Annotated in this window: 15 protein-coding genes and 1 pseudogene; 6 read left to right on the top strand and 10 right to left on the bottom strand. The window is 64.0% G+C overall.

The annotated features are described in order from the left end of the window. Positions 1-509: 509 nt before the first annotated feature. From JTJ31_RS19850 to JTJ31_RS24745, 5 genes and pseudogenes are all read right to left on the bottom strand, one after another. A complete protein-coding gene (locus tag JTJ31_RS19850) occupies positions 510-1,286 on the bottom strand; it encodes a TerC family protein (RefSeq protein ID WP_236020462.1) in 777 nt (258 codons plus the stop codon). 717 nt (positions 1,287-2,003) lie between these two features. Further along, positions 2,004-2,600 carry a hypothetical protein gene (locus JTJ31_RS19845; protein WP_207540481.1) on the bottom strand — a complete coding sequence of 199 codons (597 nt, stop codon included), beginning with the start codon at positions 2,598-2,600 and terminating at the stop codon, positions 2,004-2,006. 15 nt (positions 2,601-2,615) lie between these two features. Continuing rightward, complete coding sequence (locus tag JTJ31_RS19840) at positions 2,616-3,791, bottom strand: zinc-dependent alcohol dehydrogenase (RefSeq protein WP_207540480.1); 1,176 nt, start codon at positions 3,789-3,791, stop codon at positions 2,616-2,618. A gap of 644 nt (positions 3,792-4,435) precedes the next feature. Then, positions 4,436-4,768, bottom strand: coding sequence for a helix-turn-helix domain-containing protein (locus JTJ31_RS24750; RefSeq protein ID WP_236020468.1), 333 nt, complete (start codon positions 4,766-4,768; stop codon positions 4,436-4,438). A gap of 69 nt (positions 4,769-4,837) precedes the next feature. Continuing rightward, positions 4,838-5,338 (bottom strand): annotated as a pseudogene (locus tag JTJ31_RS24745) (AraC-like ligand-binding domain-containing protein); the annotation flags it as partial. Between the two features lie 301 nt (positions 5,339-5,639). Between JTJ31_RS24745 and JTJ31_RS19830 the strand changes: the two are divergent. From JTJ31_RS19830 to JTJ31_RS19815, 4 genes are all read left to right on the top strand, one after another. After that, complete coding sequence (locus JTJ31_RS19830; RefSeq protein ID WP_207540478.1) at positions 5,640-6,821, top strand: diguanylate cyclase domain-containing protein; 1,182 nt, start codon at positions 5,640-5,642, stop codon at positions 6,819-6,821. Continuing rightward, positions 6,745-7,341, top strand: coding sequence for an EAL domain-containing protein (locus JTJ31_RS25075; protein ID WP_268957108.1), 597 nt, complete (start codon positions 6,745-6,747; stop codon positions 7,339-7,341). Before JTJ31_RS19830 ends, JTJ31_RS25075 begins: the two co-directional genes overlap by 77 nt. A 929-nt stretch (positions 7,342-8,270) precedes the next feature. Then, a complete protein-coding gene (locus JTJ31_RS19820) occupies positions 8,271-8,717 on the top strand; it encodes a DUF488 domain-containing protein (RefSeq protein WP_236020461.1) in 447 nt (148 codons plus the stop codon). Positions 8,718-9,103: 386 nt separating this feature from the next. Further along, positions 9,104-11,374 (top strand): PAS domain S-box protein, encoded by a 2,271-nt coding sequence (locus JTJ31_RS19815; protein WP_207540477.1) that lies wholly within the window; start codon positions 9,104-9,106, stop codon positions 11,372-11,374. Between the two features lie 191 nt (positions 11,375-11,565). Here the strand turns inward: JTJ31_RS19815 and uvrA are convergent, their stop codons facing one another. Both uvrA and JTJ31_RS25250 read right to left on the bottom strand, forming a co-directional pair. Beyond that, positions 11,566-14,112, bottom strand: coding sequence for an excinuclease ABC subunit UvrA (uvrA, locus tag JTJ31_RS19810; protein ID WP_207540533.1), 2,547 nt, complete (start codon positions 14,110-14,112; stop codon positions 11,566-11,568). Between the two features lie 25 nt (positions 14,113-14,137). After that, positions 14,138-14,491: a recombinase family protein gene (locus tag JTJ31_RS25250; RefSeq protein ID WP_328805780.1), complete on the bottom strand. Its 354-nt coding sequence runs from the start codon at positions 14,489-14,491 to the stop codon at positions 14,138-14,140. A gap of 167 nt (positions 14,492-14,658) precedes the next feature. Here JTJ31_RS25250 and JTJ31_RS19800 point away from each other — a divergent pair, with 167 nt between their 5' ends. Together JTJ31_RS19800 and JTJ31_RS19795 are read left to right on the top strand one after the other, a co-directional pair. Next, positions 14,659-14,859, top strand: coding sequence for a hypothetical protein (locus JTJ31_RS19800; RefSeq protein WP_207540476.1), 201 nt, complete (start codon positions 14,659-14,661; stop codon positions 14,857-14,859). A 476-nt stretch (positions 14,860-15,335) separates the two neighbouring features. Beyond that, a complete protein-coding gene (locus tag JTJ31_RS19795; RefSeq protein WP_207540475.1) occupies positions 15,336-16,181 on the top strand; it encodes a Bug family tripartite tricarboxylate transporter substrate binding protein in 846 nt (281 codons plus the stop codon). A 91-nt stretch (positions 16,182-16,272) separates the two neighbouring features. Here JTJ31_RS19795 and JTJ31_RS19790 read toward each other — a convergent pair whose 3' ends face one another. Genes JTJ31_RS19790 through JTJ31_RS19780 form a run of 3 tightly spaced genes read right to left on the bottom strand, consistent with a single transcriptional unit; the run spans position 16,273 to position 20,450 of the window. Then, positions 16,273-16,983 carry a PAS domain-containing protein gene (locus tag JTJ31_RS19790; RefSeq protein ID WP_207540474.1) on the bottom strand — a complete coding sequence of 237 codons (711 nt, stop codon included), beginning with the start codon at positions 16,981-16,983 and terminating at the stop codon, positions 16,273-16,275. Beyond that, positions 16,980-17,561: a phosphate-starvation-inducible PsiE family protein gene (locus JTJ31_RS19785; protein WP_207540473.1), complete on the bottom strand. Its 582-nt coding sequence runs from the start codon at positions 17,559-17,561 to the stop codon at positions 16,980-16,982. The genes JTJ31_RS19790 and JTJ31_RS19785 overlap by 4 nt, the downstream gene beginning before the upstream one ends. Before the next feature lie 24 nt (positions 17,562-17,585). Further along, the gene (locus JTJ31_RS19780) at positions 17,586-20,450 is read right to left on the bottom strand and encodes an ATP-dependent Clp protease ATP-binding subunit (protein WP_207540472.1); all 2,865 of its coding nucleotides are present in this window, start codon (positions 20,448-20,450) and stop codon (positions 17,586-17,588) included. Positions 20,451-20,887 lie beyond the last annotated feature (437 nt).

Genomic DNA, 20,887 nt, shown 5'->3' with positions numbered 1-20,887 from the left:
CATGGCCGGATCGCAATGACGAAGTGAGTCCTGGGTGAACCGCGATCTCTTCGCCGCCTTTGTTGAGGCCTTCACCGAGGAGTGGAACCGGCTGGCGGCCGCAGCCAGCGCCGGGGGGCGCAGCAGCGCACGGAGCTCGAGACCGCACATCGGCAGCTGGACCGACTAGTGGGCGCCTTGGCGAACGGCGCCCCGGTGGCCTTGGTGCACGACCGCATGGGGTACCACCGTCGCGGGTCAGGAACAGCGCATCGATCTGGCCAGCCGGCGTGCTCGGTTCGCGGGCGATGGGGATCGGCTTGGCGAATGGCGGATCAGTTTCGCCGGCAGGCAGAGTGCTGGATGGCGCAGCAGGAATGCGCGCAACCAGGCCTCACTCCGGCCCTCCGCAACTAGGAGCACTCGGCGAAGGAGGGCACCACGCCCGGTGTCATGGTTGATCAGGTGGCTGTCCTGCGAGAGAGTTCCTAACTCCGGTCCGCGCGCACAGTGATCGGCAAGGAGGGACGTCATGGCGTCCCGCGCTCACCGTTTGACAGGTGCCCGTGCCCCCTCTTCACTCCGCGCATCCTCGCGCGCCGCGACAGCATGTTCAGCGCCTCCACCGCTGCCGAGAAGGCCATGGCAGCGTAGATGTAGCCCTTTGGCACCTTCACCCCGAAGCCCTCGGCAATCAGCGTCATGCCGATCATCAGGAGGAAGGAGAGGGCCAGCATCACCACCGTCGGGTTCTGGCTGATGAAGTTGCCGAGCGGGTTCGCCGCCACGAGCATGACGATCACCGTCACCACCACCGCGATCACCATGATCTCGACGTAATCTGTCATGCCGACGGCCGTGATGATGCTGTCCACAGAGAAAACCAGGTCCAGGAGGAGGATCTGCCCAATCGCTGCGGAATAACCGATGGTGCCGGCACCGCCCTTGTCGCCGAACATGTCGGGACCCGGGTGCGGGTCCACATTGTGGTGGATTTCCTTGGTCGCCTTCCAGACCAGGAAGAGCCCACCCGCGATGAGGATGATGTCGCGCCAGGAGAAGCCCTGTCCGAACAAGGTCACCACCGGCTCGGTCAGCTGCACGATGATGAAGACGAGGCTGAGCAGGACGAGGCGCAGCCCCAGGGCGGCGCCGATACCGATGAGGCGCGCCTGTGACCTTTGGTGTTCGGGCAGCTTGTTGGTCAGGATTGAGATGAAGAGCAGGTTGTCGATCCCGAGGACCACTTCCATGGCGATCAGCGTCCCGAGCGCCGCCCAGGCGGCTGGGTCGCCTGCGAGAACCATGAGGTTATCCATCGGCTTGAGGTCCTTGGCCTGGCATAGCGTCAGCGACTGAACGCCATCAGCGAGGCTTCGTTCCGCAGCGGATGCCATTCGACCGCGCACACCCTCTCTTCGACTGGGCATTGTAGGGCTTCGTCGATGCCACCGCGGAGGGCGCGCCATCCCCGCAGTTGCAGGACCGAATGTAGGCTTTAGAGGACGAGCGAACTGCCATCGAGGCGCTCCTCGTAGAGCTGGCGAAATCTCAGCCGGAAGTCCCTGCCCTGCTCCATCCGGCGCCGGCCCAGGCCTATCGGCGCAAGGTCGCGGAGCTGGAGCAGGTGTGGGTGGCGGCAGCCCCGAGGCCGGCGAGGCGCTGCAGGTGGTGCGCAGCCTGATCCGCGGAATCAAGATCCTCCCCGGTCTCGCGGCGCCAGACGGTGTCTGGCTCGAGACCGAGGGCGACCCGGCGGTGCCGCCGCGCGCTGCGGCAAGCGCGGAACAAGCGAAAACCCCCAGCGTGGTGGCGTTGGGGGTTTTGCAAGTGTCTGTGGATGCAGAGACGCGGAACCGGGGGTCCCAGTACATATCGGTCGCGATCCGACGAGCTACGAAGAAGACACCAGTAGACTCCGCGACCTTGCTACCGGCCAGCGTTCAGAGAGACTGCGGCCGTACGCGGCCGCAGCGCGGCCGCCGATTGATGAGGACAGCGGAGACTTCCGCCCTCGATCCGAATCAGGCAGTCGAAGCGGCGCGGTCGCCGCTCGGGGAAAGTGCCGCAGCCGTCGGAGCGGCCTGCATGTCAGGCGGCACCCGAAAATCCTGACGCGCTGCGCCACGTGCCCGTTGCAAGCCCTGTGGGAAGCCGCTGCGGTCGCGGTAGCGCCGATGGTCGCCCCCCGTCCGCCGATGACGGCTGGTCACGCCTTGCGCTCCGACTAAATCAAGCAGCGTGATGCCAGCGACCGCGGCGAGGGCGATCCCGACATTCCCGCGCTTCGGGTTGTCGGGGCGATAGGCGGAAGCGAGGGTGGCGAGGTCAAGCGCGTCCCCGCCCACACGGCTCCAGAGCCCCGCCTTCTTGTCTGGCGACAGCGACAGGATGCCGTGGCCGATCTCGCGCAGACCGTAGCCGCGCACCAGCATTTCTTTGCCTTCCATACCCAGCGCGCGGGTGATCTGGCGTGGCGCCAACAACTCGGCGAGGCCGAGGCCGATGCTGAACCAGCCAAGCGCCCGGGCTAGTTCGTCCGTGCCGCCGCGCGAACTCGGTCCCGAACGGAGGACCTTCGGGTCTCCCTCGGAGCGGGCAATATTAGAGATAGAGAGCATGGTTTCGTCTCCGGCTCAGGGCTTCAGCACGACCTTGACACAGTTGTCCTGCTTGTCGCGGAACAGCTTGTACATCTCCGGCCCATCCTCAAGCCGTGCCGTGTGCGTGATGACAAAGGAGGGGTCGATCTGCCCATCCTCGATGCGGCGCAGCAGGTCGTCAGTCCAGCGATTGACGTGGGTCTGGCCCATGCGGAAGGTCAGGCCCTTGTTCATGGCGAGGCCCATCGGGAACTTATCGATCAGCCCGCCGTAGACGCCGGGGATCGAGATCACGCCGGCCGGCCGGCAGACATAGATCATCTCCCGCAGCACATGGGGCCGGTCGCTCTCCAGCATCAGCAGCTGCTTGGCGCGGTCGTAGACCGTATCAGGCTGCAAGGGTGACACGTGGCTTTCAAGGCCGACGGCATCGATGCACTTCTCCGGCCCCTTGCCGCCGGTCAGCTCGTTCAGCCGCTCAACGACGCTCTCCTCGTCGAAGTTGATGGTGATAGCCCCGGCCGCCTCGGCCATGCCCAGCCGCTCGGGCAGGCGGTCGATTGCAACAACCTGCTTCGCACCGAGCAGGATCGCGCTGCGGATCGTCATTTGCCCGACAGGGCCGCAGCCCCAGACTGCCACCGTGTCGTCCGGTTGGATGTCGCACTGGACCGCGGCCTGCCAACCAGTGGGAAGGATGTCGCCAAGGAACAGCACCTGCTCGTCTGAGAGACCGTCCGGTACCTTGATGTGGGTCGCGTCGGCAAAGGGCACACGGACATACTGGGCCTGTCCGCCCGGGTAGCCGCCGGTCAGGTGCGTGTAACCGAAGAGCCCGGCCGTGGTATGGCCGAACGCCTTGTCGGCGAGGTGCTTCTTGCGGTTCGTCTTCTCGCAGACCGAGAAATTGCCACGCCGACATTGGTCGCACTCACCGCAGATGATGGTGAAGGGAACGACGATGCGCTCGCCTTTCCGCAGGCGGCCCTCGACGCCTGAGCCGACCTCGACCACTTCGCCCATCATCTCGTGGCCGACAATGTCGCCGGGCAGCATCGCGGGGATGAAGTTATGGAAGAGATGCAGGTCCGAGCCGCAGATCGCACAGCTGGTGACGCGGACGATGGCATCGCGCGGCTCCTCGATCTTTGGGTCAGTGACCGAGTCACACCGGATGTCTTCTTTGCCGTGCCAGACGAGCGCCTTCATGGCAGCCTCCTTGACCTGTCCATGCGCCAGCTTGTCGGCGCTTCTACGGGACCTGCCGGCGATCTCGGATGTGGCAGGTGGTAGGCACAATTCCCCGACCGACTGGCGGGTTCGCTCGTGGAAATCCCTAAGTAAGAATCCTGACCCGCACCAAGGAGCCTGCTCCAGGCGGGAATCCATCCCTTCGTGCGGACGCTCGGGCTGCCTGGAGGCCGCGGCCGATAGGCACGCGATAGACTTTGGTCGGGGAGGATAGAGGGAAAGGAGACGCGTTGGCGCAGGCCGGGCCACTAGTCGAGTGTGTTCAGCGGCGGTGGACTGCTCGCCCACCGCTTACCGTCTCATAACCTCGCCTCAGGGATTGGGAGCCGCGCGCCGATGCAGAGCTTGCCCAGACAATTTTGATGAACAGGGGAAGCTCGCTCAAACCCCATAGTGTTGATCAAGGACACGGGGTTCCAATTGCAGAAGATGATCGGTAGGCCGCCGTATGCCCTCACTGCTTAAGAACCAGGAAAGTTTAGCCCTGCCGTCCGACAGCATCGCACCGCCGGGGCACAGCGCTCTCGAAACTGGCGGGCAGTGCGCTAGCAGCTCAAGCAGCTCCGATCAGGAGCGCAGAACGACTTCATCGGCGCCCAATATCACTGGATACAGTCAAATTCTCCCCTGCGGTGCCGGTAATCGCTAGGCGTGACGCCATAGGCGCATTTGAACGAACGACTAAAGTGGGTCATGTCGGAGAAGCCCCAGGCGTGAGCGATCTCGGTCACCGTTCTGCCCGCCTGCGCCGCGTCCGCTAGCGCCTTCCGGCAGCGCGCAAGTCGCCGCGCGAGGATCAGCCGCCGTATCGACGTTCCCTCTCGCGCCAGCGCGGCGTTCGCGTATCTCACGCTGACCCCGACAGCAGCGGCAACGGTTGAAGCGTCGAGACTCGGATCGGTTAGCCGCGCCTCGATCACAGCGCGAACATTCATGAACACCAGAGCCTGCGCGTGCGAGCTGGCCCCTCGTTGGCCGGCCATGGAGTTCACCAACGCCAAAGCGACGAGATCGAGCGCATTGACCATGACCGCCTCTGCCGCTGCCGGGCCAAGCGCCGCAGCATGAGTCGGCAGCATTCCTAGGAACGCGGACGCTAGGCCGCCTTCGCCACCCGACGATCCGACAGGATGGAGGACCGCCCCTCGCATGCTCCCCATACGAGCCTTCAAGGCACGCCTCGGCACCTTGAGTACGAGCAGCTGGGATCCTGCGGCAAACTTTCCAACATAAGGCAATCGAGGATCGAGCAGCGTCACATCGCCGGCCCCAAGGATCACGTCGCGCCCATCCTGCTCAAGCGCGAGTGTCCCTGTGACCTGTCGGCAGACAAAGATCTCGTCGTCGTTGGAGCAAGCGGCCTGACGTTCCGAGTGCTCGACCAGCATCGGAGAGGTCTTGAAGAGAACAAGTCCAATATCTGAAAGCGCCCCCAACCGTAACTCTGCCTGGAATGTTGGTCTGCACTCCGGCCGGGAGCTGTGGCCAGTAAGCGTCTTATTAGCGACGCTGTGCCAGTAATCGAACCGATCTCAAGGGGAGAGATCTACAGTCGAAAAGAGAACTTCCATAGGAGCGTCCAGGGTCTGTGAGCCGAGGGTTAGTTCCAACCAAGCCGATCGGGTCCAAGTTCATCCCGCTAAAACCTGAAGTTGTGTCCGGTCTACGATCTTTCAGTGTAGCAGGGGAGTAGCCAAGGTGGCTCATAGTGATGTCACGTCGGCCGTAAGCGAGGGAGCAGCGGCGGGTCCGACCGCGCTGCCGAGCGGACTAGCAGAACGCATCCTTGACCTTGCGCCCATCAGAGTGCTCGTCGCCGAACTGCGGGAGGGCGAACCGCTCGTCTACATCAACGAGGCGTTTGAGGCGATCACGGGCTACGGGCCGGCGGACGCACTCGGCAGGAACTGCCGCTACCTTCAGGGCAGCGACCGGCTCCAACCTCAGATCAAGGAACTCCGAGAGGCAATCCTGCGACGTGAGGCAGCCTCCGTTCGAATCCGAAACTATCGCAAGGACGGCCGCCTCTTCTGGAACGCGCTGCACCTCGCGCCCGTATCTGCATCCGGCACGGGGCCGACCCATTACGTCGGGTTGATGCAGGACGTGGCCGCCTTGAAAGAGACGACGGCGCGTCTCGAAGAAGCGGTTCGGTTCGATCGCCTCACCGGCGTGTTGAGTCGAGACGCTCTCCTCGACCAAATTACCCAGCTCAGTGCCGACGGGCTGGCTCGGCTGCTCGTGATCAAGGTCGACATCGCACGCTTTCATGACATCAACAGCGGCTTCGGTCACGACTCGGGCGACGCTCTGCTTAAGCAGGTTGCAGAGCGGCTCCGCGGCCTGTCTGCCGAGGCCGTTGGGCGGGTCGGCGGCAATGATTTTGCTATCGTGTACCGCATTGCCCGCTACGAGGACGCCGACGCGACCGTTGCGAAAGTCGCCGCCGCCCTGTCGCCGCGCTACGTGCTGCCGGGCGCCGTCGTCAGTGTCCGCTTTGCAATCGGCTTTGTGATCGGCGAGCTGGGCAGCGACCCTCTGATGCTGCTCCGCCGGGCTGGTGCGGCGCTTCATGAGTCGCGATCAACTCCGCTGCGCGAGGCTCGGAGCTTCGACAACGATAGCGCAGAGCGGTCGAAGAAGCGGATCCGGCTCGTCAACGAATTGCAGTTGGCAGTGTCGAACGGCGACTTTGTTTTCGACTACCAGCCCAAAGTCGAGCTTGCGACCGGCAACTGGGCCGGTGCTGAGGCCCTGGTCCGTTGGGAGCATCCGCTGTTCGGCTTGCAGATGCCGGACCGGTTCGTCGAACTGGCTGAAGACACGGGGTTGATCGTTGATATTGGCGCTTGGGGGGGTCCGTGCGGCCGCCACATTTGCGTCGCGGCTAAACCGCGACTGCACAAGGCCGCTGCGCATCTCCGTAAACGTCTCGGCTGCGGAATTTTCTCATCGCGACATGACACGCTTCATCGCTGGGATTCTTGACGAAACGGGCACGAATCCGCAGTGGTTAACGCTTGAGCTCACCGAAACCCTCATCGCCGAGCCCTCAGTGCGAATGCAGCAGACGCTTCGTACGCTCCGCGATCTAGGGGTAGGACTTTCGATTGACGACTTCGGAGTAGGCTACTCCAGCCTGCGTTATCTTGAGACGCTTCCCGTCACAGAGATCAAGATTGATCGCAGCTTCGTTCAGGGGATGCAGGAAAGTGCGACGAAGCGCATCATCGTCGAGACGGTTGTGAAGATCGGAAAGGAGCTGGGCGCAGACGTCGTCGCAGAGGGAATTGAGACCGAAGCCGAACGGGCGATGTTGTGCAGCATCGGTTGTCCTTTCGGCCAGGGTTACCTCTTCAGTCGGCCGTTGCCGCCAGAGGCTTTCCTCGAGCTTGTCGGCAATAGCCAGCCCGTCGGGACTATCGCAAACCAGCCCTCATCGAGTGGCCCGAGTGAAATTTCAGCAGACACCCCTCCTGCTGGGCCACGTGGTGCCTCCCGGGCCTGAATTACGAGATTGGCATAAGCCCTGCTGCGGCGCTTCCCGCATGAGCGGCATGTTACCTGAGCGTCGGGCAGGGTCTCCATGTGGAGTTGGTCCATAATCGGGGCAAATCCACCATAAGTGGCCCTCCCGCAAGCTGCTACGCTTCGTCCACGAGGGCGAGCGCGACTTGGCGCAGGATACTGCCAGGATCGAGGACTACGCAGTCTCACCGGAGCGGCGGAAGAAGGTTGGGAAGCGGTTTGCTCACCTGAAGCGCACCTTCGGTCCTGGCTACCCACAGTAACGGAGGCCGGACGGTGCCTGTCACAAGTTCCACCTCGCTGCCTCCGCCCAAATTTTCCGGAAGTCGCCAAGCTGACCTCGGCGCCCATACAAGCACCGGCTGGCTGACGCGGCAGGTCCAGGACAGCCCGGGCCGCCTCAACCGCCCATAAGGGCATGTCTGCTCAAGCCGTTTCGTGCGCATCTCCTTCAACCATTGGGTCGTAACGCGGCATTCTCAAGTGATGTTGCCGACGGGCGAGAGTGCTGGCTTGACGGCACCCTCGTCGGTAACATCGTAAAGGCGAAACGAGGGAGATCATGTCGGACAAGCGGTCGTAGCGTGAAGGAGGCCAGGAGTTGGCAGATGCGACTGTCGAGGTTCTGGTCACCGGCCATACGACGCTTCACTTCCATCGTTGTCTTCTGGTTGGCCGAGCCCTTTGCGAGCGTGACGCGATGGTCCGCCACATTCTAGACAACGGGCAGACCGTCAATGACCGGCGGCTCGAGGACGCGCCTATGGAAATGCCGAGCCAGCGCCACCTTGGCCTTTTCGAGCTGCCTTCGAAGCGGCTCGCTGCTGCGTATCGAGCCAGGGACACGAATGTCCGGTTTTCGGAAGGACGGGACAATGTCCAGAATCTGACCGCTGGGGAGTGGCGGAAATGACCGATATCGATTTAGCGACGATCGGCTTTACCAAGACCACGGCGTCAAAGTTCTTTGACCGGCTGAAGGCCGCAGGCGTCAAGAAGGTGATCGACGTTCGTCTGCACAACACCTCGCAACTTGCAGGATTCGCAAAGGCCAGCGACCTTGCCTATTTCCTGAAGGAGATCTGCGACGCGCAATACGAGCATCAGCCGCTGCTCGCACCCACAGACGACATGCTGAAGGCGTTCAAACGCGACAAGGGCGACTGGACGATCTACGCAGACTCCTTCATGCGGCTGATGGAGCGCCGAAGGATCGAGAACAGTTTCAAGCCGGAGATGTTTCAGCGCGGATGCTTGCTATGCTCAGAGGATAAGCCGCATCACTGCCATCGGCGACTTGTCTGCGAATATCTCAATGCCCGTTGGGACGGTGCGCTGAAAGTTCGTCATCTCTGACGCGCGGCAGAGTTCGTGCTGCGCCTGTTGCTGTGCATGACCTATCATCCGCACGTACGCCGACAGGCTGGTAGCAAATGCCGCCGTTCGGGCCTCGCCACATGGCCGTCCCCCGTGTCGCTGACCGGCGACACGCAATGACCTTCGGAACAGATATGATACTGACGCTACATGTGGGGCCCGCCGAGGAGCGGAGATCTTGCGGCTGTCCGGGACTGCCAACTCGGCAACGTCGTTCGCACCTGGCCTTCGGCGTCCCACCAACGAGTTCGGGCACAGCTCTGTGGACCGCCATCAGGCCTCCAAAGAGGGAGCCCGCGTCCCCAGATAGAAGGCGGTTGATCGCGTAGGATCAGCTAACTCTCACCTCTAACAAGGAGGTTGAGATGGGTCCGCCCGTCTTCCTGAATGGCGGAGGCGACATGGGCGCGCGTGTGCGGGCCCAGGACTGGTCGATGTCGCCCCTAGGCCGCAGCAGCGATTGGCCGCAGTCGCTGAGGACCGCTCTCAGCGTGATGCTGAATTCCGCGTTCCCATCGTATCTGGTCTGGGGCCCCGAGCAGATCAGTTTTTATAACGATGCCTACGTCCCGATCCTTGGGACGAAGCCTGACGCGCTTGGCAGACCCTTCCGGGAGGTGTGGTCCGAAGTCTGGGACAAGATCGCTCCGATCGCAGCGCGAGCGATGGCGGGGGAAGCAAGTTACTTCGAAGACTTCCCTTTGACGCTGACTCGCAGAGGCTCCCCTGAGCAGACCTGGTTCACGTTCTCGTATAGCCCCATTCGCGATGAGAGCGGCGGGGTCGGCGGCGTGCTGTGCACCGTCCAAGAGACTACTGCCAGGATCGCTGGCGAGCGAGAACGAGAGCGTCTGCTGCAAGAGTTAGCGGCAGAACGCGGCCGCATTGTTACGCTCATCGAGAATTTGCCTTTTGCCGCTGGCATGTTCGACGCAAACGGACACGTCATTGCTGGAAATCCGGCGCTACATGCCTTCCTGCCGAGAGGCTTGGCGCCGTCGCGTGACCTTGACGTGCGGTCCGAGTGGACCGGCTACGATGGAGCCGGCGCCATATTGACCGTACCAAAGGATCTGGTTTCGCGGGCTCTGAAAGGACAGGCCGTTCAGAACGTTGCCTTCGTACACCGCGCCCCCGGGAGCGGGGAACGCTGGATGAACGCGAGCTGTATTCCCATCCCGGACGCAGGCGACTCCACTTCCCTTGCCATCCTCGTCATCCAAGATGTGGACGAGCAAAAGCGCGCAGAACTAGCCCTGCGCGAGAGGGAGGCGCAGCTGGCCGCGGCCGTCAATCTCGTTGGCCTCTCGACTTATACGTGGAATCCGGCGACGGATGCATTGAGTTGGGACAGTCGTTTGAAAGCCATGTGGGGCCTACCGCCGGGCGCCCACGTGGACTTCAATGATTTCCGGGCTGGTATCCATCCCGAGGATCGGGACCGTGTCGACGCCGCTATCGCGCGTTGTACCGACCCTGCGGGGGACGGGGTTTACCATCTTGAGTATCGTGTGATCGGAGCCGACGATGGAGTGGAGCGTTGGGTTTCGACCCACGGTCAGACATACTTCCGAGGAGATCGGGCCGCTTGGTTTGTTGGCGCGGCATTGGACGTCACCGAGCGGAAGCGAGCCGAGGAGCGCCTGCGAGAGAGTGAGGAACGACTCCGGCGGTTTGCCGAATACTCGGCTGACGTGCTTTGGGTCCTCGACCTCGAGACAGATAAGTTTGAGCTCCTGAGCGCTGCCTATGAGCGCATCTGGGGAGCTGGAGTATTCTCCCCCTCCGCCCGCGATCGAAGTAGCTGGCTCAATTCCATCCATCTTGACGATCGCGAGCGGGTCATTCATGGGCAAGAGAGAGTGCGGCAAGGGGAGGTTATCACCCATGAATACAGGATTGTGCATGCCGACGGCATAATCCGGCGGATTCGCGAGACGTCTTTCCCAATCCGCGATGATAATGGGCAGGTGCAGCAGCAGGGCGGTATCGCCGAGGACGTAACCGAGTTCGTTGGCTCGCCCATCTACGTGGTCGACGATGACGAGAGCGCCCGCCAGGATCTAACGCGGACGCTTCGGACCGCCGGTTATGACGCAAAGGAATTTAAGTCGGCAAGTTCCTTCCTTGAAGTCGCCCCGCTTCTCGTGGCCGGCTGTGTCATTCTCAATACCCGTTCATCTGGGTCTGCGTCGGGGGGACTGACAGTCCCAAAGGAACTCAAAGCCAGGCGCATCGCTCTTCCGGTGATCGTGATCGGCACCTCCGGCGGTGATGTCCGGGCGGCGGTGCAGGCCATGAAGGCAGGCGCGGTGGACTGGGTAGAGGCACCTTACGAGCCAGAGGCGATTTTTTCAGCAATCGCGTTAGCAATCGCAGATATTCGGGCTGTCGAAGAGCGCGATCGCTCGGCCGACGTCACGTCGGCCCGGATTGCTCAATTCTCTACCCGTGAGCGCGAGGTGCTGGAGGGCTTGCTCGGCGGCGGCACCAACAAGAGCATTGCCAAGAATTTGGGCATCAGTCCGCGCACGGTCGAGATTCATCGTGCGCATGTGATGGAACTGCTCGGCGCCAAGACTCTGTTCGAGCTTGTGGCAATGGCTATCGCCGCCGGATTGAAGCCGTCAGGTTGACGTGCGCATCTGAATTCCGGCGCAGCGTGAGATTGAGCGGCTGACTTCGACAGCGCACAAAGGCTGCCGGCTCGCGCAAACATGGGGGCATCCCTGGTGAGGCACGACCGCGCCAAATCTCAAAGTTAGAATGGGAAAACGCCGCGCTTCGGGTCATCCCTTGTTCGAGGTGCATGATGATTTGAAGTGCATCAAACGAAAGCTCGCGACAAATAGGGGGCCGTACGGCTGCCTGATGCTTCTGCTACTTCGCCGGGCGGCCCTGATGCAACCACCTGCCCGCCCTCGTCGCCGGCTCCGGGACCGAGATCCATGATCCAGTCGCTTTTCGCGGCAACGCGCATGTTATGCTCAACCACGATGACCGTGTTACCGGCTTCGACCAGCCCATGGAGCTGAACCACAAGCCTTTCAACATCCGCGGGGTGCAGTCCGGTCGTCGGCTCGTCGAGGACGTAGAGCGTTTCGCCGCGCTGAATCCGTTGAAGCTCGGTTGCAAGCTTGATCCGCTGCGCCTCGCCCCCAGACAATTCTGTCGCGGGTTGGCCCAGCCGCAGATAGCCAAGACCTACCTCGCGCACGATCGTGAGCGACCGCTGTAAAGGCGGCTCGTTGGCGAAAAAGTCCCAGGCCGCGTCGACTGTCATGCCGAGCACGTCAGCGATGGATTTGTCTCGGTATTTGATCTTGAGTGTGTCGGCATTGTACCGGGCGCCGTGGCAAGTTGGACATGGAGTGTAGACGCTCGGCAGGAAGAGCAATTCGACCATCACGAAGCCTTCACCCTCGCAGGTTGGACAGCGACCTTTGGCGACATTGAAGGAGAAGCGTCCTGCATCGTAGCGACGAGTGCGGGCCTGCTTGGTTGCGGCAAACAGCTTGCGGATATGATCGAAAAGACCGGTATAGGTTGCAAGGTTCGACCGCGGCGTGCGCCCAATCGGCTTCTGATCGACTCTCACCAGGCGCTTGATCCCTTCGATGCCACTGACGATCCGGCCCTCGCTGGCGACCATTGATGCTTGTTCCAGTTCCTCGCCCTCTTCTGCGGGCTCACGGATATCGTGACCCAGATGCTCCGCAACCAGTTCGACAAGTGCCTGGCTGACCAGGCTCGACTTGCCTGAGCCGGATACGCCCGTCACGGTCGTAAGCACGCCCAAGGGGAAAGCGACGTTGAGGTCTTGGAGGTTGTTGCGTGTGACCCCGCCGAGGCGCAGCCAGCCTTTCGGTGGGCGCACTTCCCGAGGCGGAAGGGGGCTTCCGCCGAACAGGAAACGGCGGGTCTGCGAGGCCTCAACCTGACTGAGCCCGTCGGGGGGACCACTATAGATCACCAGGCCGCCCTGCTCTCCTGCGCCAGGGCCGACATCGACGATCCAGTCGGCATGACGGATGACATGGAGATTATGCTCGACCACGAACTGCGAATTCCCGGAAGCCTTCAGTTGCCCGAGCGCATGCAGCAGCGCCTCGGTATCTGTCGGGTGGAGCCCAGCCGACGGTTCGTCGAGCACGTAGACGACGCCGAAGAGATTGGAGCGGACCTGGGTGGCCAGTCGCAACCGTTGAAGTTCGCCGGGCGAAAGCGTTGGGGTCCCGCGATCGACGGCGAGATACCCGAGCCCGAGATCGAGCATGACGCTGAGCCGAGCGACAAGGTCCTGCGCGATTCGCTGCGCGACCACTAGCTTTTCCGGGTGCTCCGCCTCGATCTTTGCCGGCCTTGGGGCCGTCCCGTCTGCATAGGGCCGGAAGACATCGGCGAGACGGGAGAGCGGAAGACTTGAGATGTCGGCGATGTCCAGTCCCGCAAAAGTGACGGACAGGGACTCGGGCCGAAGGCGCTTGCCGTGGCAGAGCGGGCACTCGGTGCTCACCATGTATTGGGTCACACGCCGCTTCATCAGTGGACTCTGCGTGTTGGCGAATGTGTGCAGCACATGTCGCTTGGCGCTCGTGAATGTGCCTTGATAGGCTGGCTCTTCCTTGCGTTTGAGCGCGCGGCGAACCTCCTGCTGCGTATATCCGGGATAGACCGGAACGGTCGGCTGCTCATCGGTGAAGAGAAGCCAGTCCCGATCCTTCTTGGGCAGGTCGCGCCAGGGCCGATCCACGTCGAAGCCAAGCGTGATCGCGATGTCACGCAGGTTCTGGCCATGCCAAGCGGTCGGCCAAGCGGCTATCGCCCGCTCGCGAATGGTCAGCGTGTCGTCCGGCACCATTGATCGCTCGGTGACTTCGTAGACCCGGCCGAGCCCGTGGCACTGGGGACAGGCCCCCTCGGGCGTATTGGGCGAGAACGACTCAGCATAGAGGATTGCTTGGCCGCGCGGATAGTCGCCGGCCCGGGAGTAAAGCATTCGCAGCAGGTTGGACACGGTGGTGACGCTACCAACTGAGGAGCGCGCGGTCGGTGAACCGCGCTGCTGCTGCAGCGCGACTGCGGGCGGCAGACCATCGACATCGTCTACATCCGGAACAGGCATCTGGTGGAACAGTCGCCTGGCATAGGGTGACACGGACTCGAGATATCGCCGTTGCGCCTCAGCATATAGGGTCCCGAAAGCCAGCGAAGACTTCCCGGAACCGGATACACCCGTGAAAACAACCAGAGCATCTCGTGGGATCTCAAGGTCGATATTCTTAAGATTGTGCTCGCGAGCCCCGCGGACGCGGACGAATCCCGTCCTTTGCTGCACAGCCGCCGGTGAAGTGGGCTCAAGACCTTTCTGCATTGGATGGCCCAGTGAAATGTCGGATCTACGGACGTCTAAGGCCATCCAACGCTTCCGCCGGGCGATAGTCACTGGCGTTGGACTGGCCACTCGAGCAGATGCTGCCGGAGCGACAAGTCCGCAGTGCAGCGCTGGTTAACTGATCATCATCAAGGGCTGGGAACCGCTCCGGGTGGAGAGCCAGCGCTGCCGATTCCAGACCAGCGGACCGGCATAGAGCTCGTTGTTGAGGATGCCGGTGCCCTGCCGGCGGTCGCCGTTGATTCGCCGAGGGCGACCAAGCACCGCTGCGCGGACCCGGCACCCCCTCGTTGAGGGCGTGCGCAATGCGCTTGAGCGAGAGTCCCGCCGCATAGTCCCGGAAGATTCGCTGGACCACGACCGCCTGGGTCGGGTCGATCTCGCGCAGGCCACGCTCGGCCTCTCGGTCCTGGTGGCGCGTCGCCTCGGCCGCACGCTGCGGACGCTGCCGAACTCGGAACGGGCGGGTATCCTGGTGCCGGTGCGCGTCCGCGGCTGGAGGCCGAGCTCCAAAGCTCTGGTGAAGTGGTCAAGGCCCCTGCCCTGCGTCCCCGGCTGCCGGATCTCTACCGTCAGCATGTGGCGTCGCTTCGCGAGGCGATGGCTCGCGAGGGCGGCACAGAGGTCAATGAGGCGCTGCGCGCCTTGATTGAGCGCGTGGAGGTGCAGGCGGACCGCATCGAGCTTCAGGGGGCTCTTTCGGCGATGCTGGCTGCGGGGCTCTAAAGCGCAAAAAGCCCCGCCTGCGGGTGCAGACGGGCTTTCTTTGTTCACCAGTTCGGCGAAATGGGATGCGGGGACACGCACCCGACGATCTCAATACATCTCGGTTGGAATTTAACGGAGGACGAGGAGAGCCTCTTATCGCGGGTGGCTTCTGTGCTCTACCGTCGTGTGCGGACCCCAATTGGTGTTTCAGCGCCTGGACGCCTCGCACCGCACAAATTCCACCGGGGGCCGCTCCACCCTGGCTCTGCGCTCCATGGAGCGCGAATGGCCTTGACTTCCGCAGCAGGGGCCAGATCATCGGCGCGAACCAAGGAAGGGAGTTTGTGATGGTGCAGCCCCGCCGCCTCATCCTCCTCACCAGCCTCGCTGTCGCTCTGGCTGAGCAGTCCAGCGCGCAGCAGGCCTTCCCGACGCGTCCCGTGCGGCTAATCGTTCCAATCGCTCCAGGTGGGGCGAACGACATCATCGCGCGCATGATCGCCGAGCGGCTCTCTCCCATCCTCGGCCAGCCCGTGGTGGTGGACAACCGACCGGGGGCCGGTGGCAATCTCGGCGCCGCAGCGGTGGCCCAGGCCGAAAAGGACGGGCATACCCTCCTCTTTACTTCTGCCAACGTGCTTGTGGCCAACAAGTGGCTCTACCGCACGCAGATGCCGGTCGACCCAATCCGCGATCTTGCGCCCGTCACCCGGGTCGCCGTCGGAACCATCCTGCTGGTGGTGAACGCGCAGCGGCCATGGCGCAGCTTCGATGACCTGATTGCCTTCGCGCGCGCCAACCCGGGTCGCGTGACCATGGGCTCCTCGGGAACCGGCACGATAAGCCACTTGTTCCTCGAGCGGCTGAAGCGTGCCGCACAGGTGGACATCACCCACGTGCCCTATCGGGGCGGATCGCTGGCGATCCAGGACTTGGCCGCGGGCAACATCGACATGATGTTCGACGCAATCCCGGCTCTCCTTCCGCACATTCGCGAAGGACGCTTCCGTGCGCTTGTTGCCGGCAGCGCGGACCGCATCAGCTATGTTCCGGAACTCGCAGTGATCCCTGGAATGAGCGAGATGATGCCAGGAGCAGGCATCGACGCGCTGAACTGGTGGTCTGTCGTTGCCCCCGCCAGTACGCCGCCGGGGGTGATTAGAATCCTGCACGCGGCGCTTGTTCGGGTAATGGCAGACGAAGAACTTGCAGCTCGCCTCCGGCCAATGAGTTTTCTTCCCACGACCGACACCTCACCAGAGGCCTTTGGTGCATTCTGGCGCGCAGAGGAGGGAAAATGGCGTGACTTGGTTGAGCAGTCAGGGGCGCGGGCCGAGTAACGGCGATGGGATCGCGTAGCGGTATACGTCGCGTCCAAAGTTGAGCAAGGCAGAAGGAAAGGTCCGGCACTAGCAGTATGGCAACCGCCTCTCACGACGGGACTACACCCAGGCCCCGCTCTTTGCTCTCCTTGTGCTGCGGCAGTTCTTGCGAACCGATGACCGGGACGTCGTGGCGCAGGTCTAAGTGTGCCCAGTATGCAGCCATTCCGGGGAGGTCGTCGGGGTGGACCGCGTTGCTCCAGCCCTCCCCGATGCCCTCCCCCCCGGTCCAGTCCCGCCAGCGCTCCGGCGAGTAGTCCAGCAGGCCGTCCGGCGTGGCGGTCCAGGCGAGCTGGGGGTTCAGTTCAACGGTGTGCCGAAGGTGCTCTTCGCTCTCGCGCAGAGCCTCCTCCGCCGCCTTGCGGCTGGTGATGTCCCGCACCGTGCCGGCCATGCTCACCGCATGCCCCTTTGCGTCGAAGCGGGTCTGTCCCGCGATGGCGAGCCAACGCCACGTGCCGTCCGGGAGGGCGACCCGTACTTCCGACCGCAGCGCGCCATCTCCTGCGGGGTTGAGCGCCCGCTCGATGAGCGCCGCGTGGGGCTCCCGATCCGCGGGGTGCAGCAGGTCCGGCACGCCGCGAAGGCTCAACTCCTCGGGCCGGGTAGCCCCGAAGAGCGCGAGCGTGCGCGCGTCCGGCTGAGCGCAATCCTCTCCGGGCCCCCAGACGAAGCTGCCCATCTGCGCCGCATCGAGGGCGAGGCGCAGGCGGGCCTCGCTCTCCCGCAGGGCCTCCTCGGGTTCCTTGCGGCCTGTCACGGCGTAGGCGCGCCCTGGCCACGGGGGTCCTCGGTCACGACCGCTTGCCGGTCCTGATCGCGCACCAGCCAATAGACGGCACCGAGCGAGAGGACCGAGGCGGCAAGGCCGAGCAACGTCGAGGGAGCCGCGTGCGCGGCGTCGATGATGATGAACTTGCGCACCAGCGCCAGCAGCGCGATCAGCACCACCGTGCGCAGATGCACGATGCCGTGCCGGCGTTGCAGCACGCCCAGGATCGAATGGTTGAACTCAAGCGCGATCAGCACCGTCATCACCATCCCGAAGACAGCCTGAAACACCTGCTGCTCGGCCGGATCGACGAGGCCTTGCAAAATGAGCGACAGGATCCTGAACACCAGATGCACGACGGCAATTACCACAATCACCGCTATCAGGAAGGTGAGGACGAGCGCGATCACCTGTTCGAAGCGCTCGTATGCGGTGAGCACCTGCCAGGCGTCACGCGTCCCCTTCAGACCAGAGGACGTGGCCTTCCCGTCGCGTTGCAGCGAGGCTGGCGGCAGCCGCGTATCGGGCGCCTCCGTCGTCGCACTACCCTGCGCCGGCCCGTGCATGGCCTGTCCCGACGGCCGGCGCCGCTACGCGGCCGGCTTCCGCCGTGCCGGCCGCGCACCAGGCTGGTTCCCGGCCATCGACCCAGCCTGACCTTCCGGCTTGCTCGCGGTCTCGGCTGTGCCTTCAGCAGGAGCGGGCCGCGGTTGCGGCGTCAGAACCAACTTGCCGTCGGCAGCGTCCCAGCCGACGCGCACGGTGTCGCCCTCCTTCACCTCGCTGGCCAGCATCGCCCGCGCCAGCCGCGTCTCCAGTTCGGAGCGGATGAGCCGGCGCAGCTCCCGTGCTCCGAACTCCGGCCGGTAGCCGGCGTCCGCGAAGTGCTCGACCAGCGGGTCGTCGAGCTCGAGCGTCACGCCCTGGCCATGTGCGATGCGCTTCACCCGCTCGAGCTGCAGGCGCACGATGTCGCGGATCTGAGCTTTGTCCAACGCACGGAAGATGATGATCTCGTCGATGCGGTTGATGAATTCCGGCCGGAAGTGGTGGCGCAGCACGTCCATGACCTCGTCCTTGAGGCCCGCCTGCTCCGACGCGCTGGCGGAGCCCTGCCTCTCACGCAAGTGCCGCTGGATGATGTCGGATCCGAGGTTAGAGGTCGCGATCAGGATCGCGTTGGTGAAATCTACCACCCGTCCCTTGCCGTCGGTCAGGCGCCCGTCGTCGAAGATCTGTAGCAGTACGTTGTGCACGTCCGGGTGAGCCTTCTCGATCTCGTCAAGCAACACCACGGCGTAGGGCCGCCGACGCACCCGCTCGGTCAGCTGCCCGCCTTCCTCGTAGCCGACATAGCCCGGCGGCGCGCCGACAAGCCGTGCCACCGTGTGCCGCTCCATGTACTCGCTCATGTCGACGCGGATCATGGCATCCTCCCCGCCATAGACCACCTCGGCGAGCGCCTTGGCGAGCTCAGTCTTGCCCACACCGGTCGGGCCAAGGAACATGAAGGTCGCGACCGGCCGCTTGCCTTCGCGCAGCCCGGCGCGGGCCAGCCGCACGGCATCGGCCACGGCCTTGACGGCTTCCTCCTGCCCTACCAAGCGCTGGTGGATCCGCTCCTCGAGCTTCGTCAGCCGCTCCCGCTCCTCCGTGGTCAGCTCGGTAACGGGGATACCGGTCAGCTTGGAGATGATCTGCGCGATGTGCTCCACGCGGACCTCCGCAGTGCCGGAGCCGCGCTCGCGCCGCCAGCGCTCATTCGCCTCTTCCATCTCCTTCGTGCGCGCCTCGTGGTCCGCCTGGAGCTCTTTTACGCGGTCGAAGCGCTTACGGGATGTGGCGTAGTCCTGCTCGCGCTTGAGCTGGCTGATCTCCGCTTCCAGATCCTGCACCTCGGGCGGCCGCGCGGTGGCGCTCATCTTCACCCGTGCCGCGGCCTGGTCCACTAGGTCGATTGCCTTGTCGGGTAGGAAGCGCCCGGTGATGTAGCGGTCGGAGAGTTCGGCCGCGGCGACGATCGCCTCCTCCGTGATCGTCACCTTGTGGTGTGCCTCCAGCGTGTCGCGCAGGCCGCGCAGGATCATGATGGACTGCTCGACAGTCGGCTCGGGCACGAGCACGGGCTGGAAGCGCCGCTCCAGCGCGGCGTCCTTCTCGATGTGCTTCTGATATTCGTTGAGCGTGGTGGCGCCGATCAGGTGCAGCTCGCCGCGCGAGAGCGCCGGCTTGAAGGTGTTCGCCACGTCGAGCCCACCCTCGCCGCCCGTGGAGCCGGCGCCGACTATGGTGTGCAGCTCGTCGATGAACAGGACCAGCTCCTCGGATTGGGCGCGAACCTCCTGCATGATCTGTTGAACTCGCTCTTCGAACTCGCCGCGGTACTTCGAGCCGGCCACCATCGAACTGACAGAAAGTTCGACCAGCCGCTTGCCGCGCAGTGCCTCCGGCACCTCCCCGGCGACGATGCGCTGTGCGAGACCCTCGACGATGGCGGTCTTGCCGACGCCCGGCTCGCCGATCAGCACCGGATTGTTCTTCTTGCGCCGGGCCAGCACCTCGATGGTGGTCTCGATCTCCCGGGCGCGGCCGATCACCGGGTCGAGCTTGCCGTCCCGCGCCAACGCGGTCAGGTCGCGCGAGTATTTGTCGAGGTTCGGTGTGTTGGTCGGGCGCTCGACGCGTCCTTCCTCGGCACCGCGGCCGACCACCTTGACGATCTGCTGGCGTAACGCTTGCGGCGTGAGGCCGAGGCGGTGCAGCACCGCGCCGGCGAGGCCCTCGTCCTCCTCGGCGAGGCCGATCAACAGGTGCTCCGGCCCGACATAGGAGTGGCCGAGGTCGCGAGAGGCGGCGAAGGCGCGGCCAAGCGAGTCCTTTACGCGCGGGGAGACGCCAATCTCGGTGTCCTTCGACGGTTCCGTCTTGTCGGCGCCGCCGTCTGGACGCCGCGCCTCGCGTTCGAGCTGCTGGCGCAGTTCCTCGGCCGAGACCTTGACCTGCTCGAGCACGGTGCGAACCACATCGCCGCCGGCCAGCGCGTGCAGCAGGTGCTCGGTGTCCACCTCGCGCCGGCCCCATTCGTGCGCCGTGCGGGCCGCGTCCTGCAGCAGCTCGAGCGCGTGTTCGCTGAGGCGCTCCGCTCCGGCGGCGGCAGCAGCACCGCGCCTGCGGCCTGAACGGATCGGGATCGGCTGACCCGCCCCATGGTCGCGGTCCTCGTCGCGGCGGCCGAGGCGAGGGCCGCCGGGTTGATCATCGCCGAAGAATTCGTCGAACAGGCTGCCGCGGCCGCCGAACAGGGACTCCAGCGGCGAGCTGTACCGCTGCTGACGAGCCAGCTCGCGATATTCCTGCTCACCCATGTCGACCGTTCGGCGCTGGCCATCCGCCGACACGTAGGTTACCCGCACCATCCTCGGACGATTGCCGCCGACATTGCTGGCCTCGCTCATGCGCGCTGTCCCTTCAAGCTGTTATATGCTGCCGCCCTTTCACTCATGGATCGGTCGACCGGCCGCCGACGTCCATCCGATGAGTTCCTAAGTAGAGTTCCGTAAGTGAACCGTCCGGCTAGAACCGTGGGCGACCTCGGTTACGTCGGCTTGACGTAGCGATCGGAGCCTTCATGCCCGCTACCACCATCAGCTTGCCGCCAACACGTGGAACAGCCGCGACGCCGGGCCGCGCACGGAGGGCATGGCCGGCCTCGATGCCATAGAGCTGGTGCTCCGCGATGGCACGGCGCGCTGCCATCGAAGGGCTCGCGGGCAGCGAGTCTGGGCGTCGAGGCTGAGGGTGAGACCAGGGTGCTGCGCGATCCCTGGGAAACCGCCATCATGCTGACTGCGGGCTGAACGCCGCCTCGGGCGAGTAGACCTGAAGCCGCATC

Source organism: Sabulicella rubraurantiaca, from assembly GCF_017355885.1.
Lineage (GTDB): Bacteria > Pseudomonadota > Alphaproteobacteria > Acetobacterales > Acetobacteraceae > Roseococcus > Roseococcus rubraurantiacus.
The sequence above is the reverse complement of the archived record's forward strand: the minus strand, read 5'-3'. Positions and strand labels throughout refer to the sequence as shown.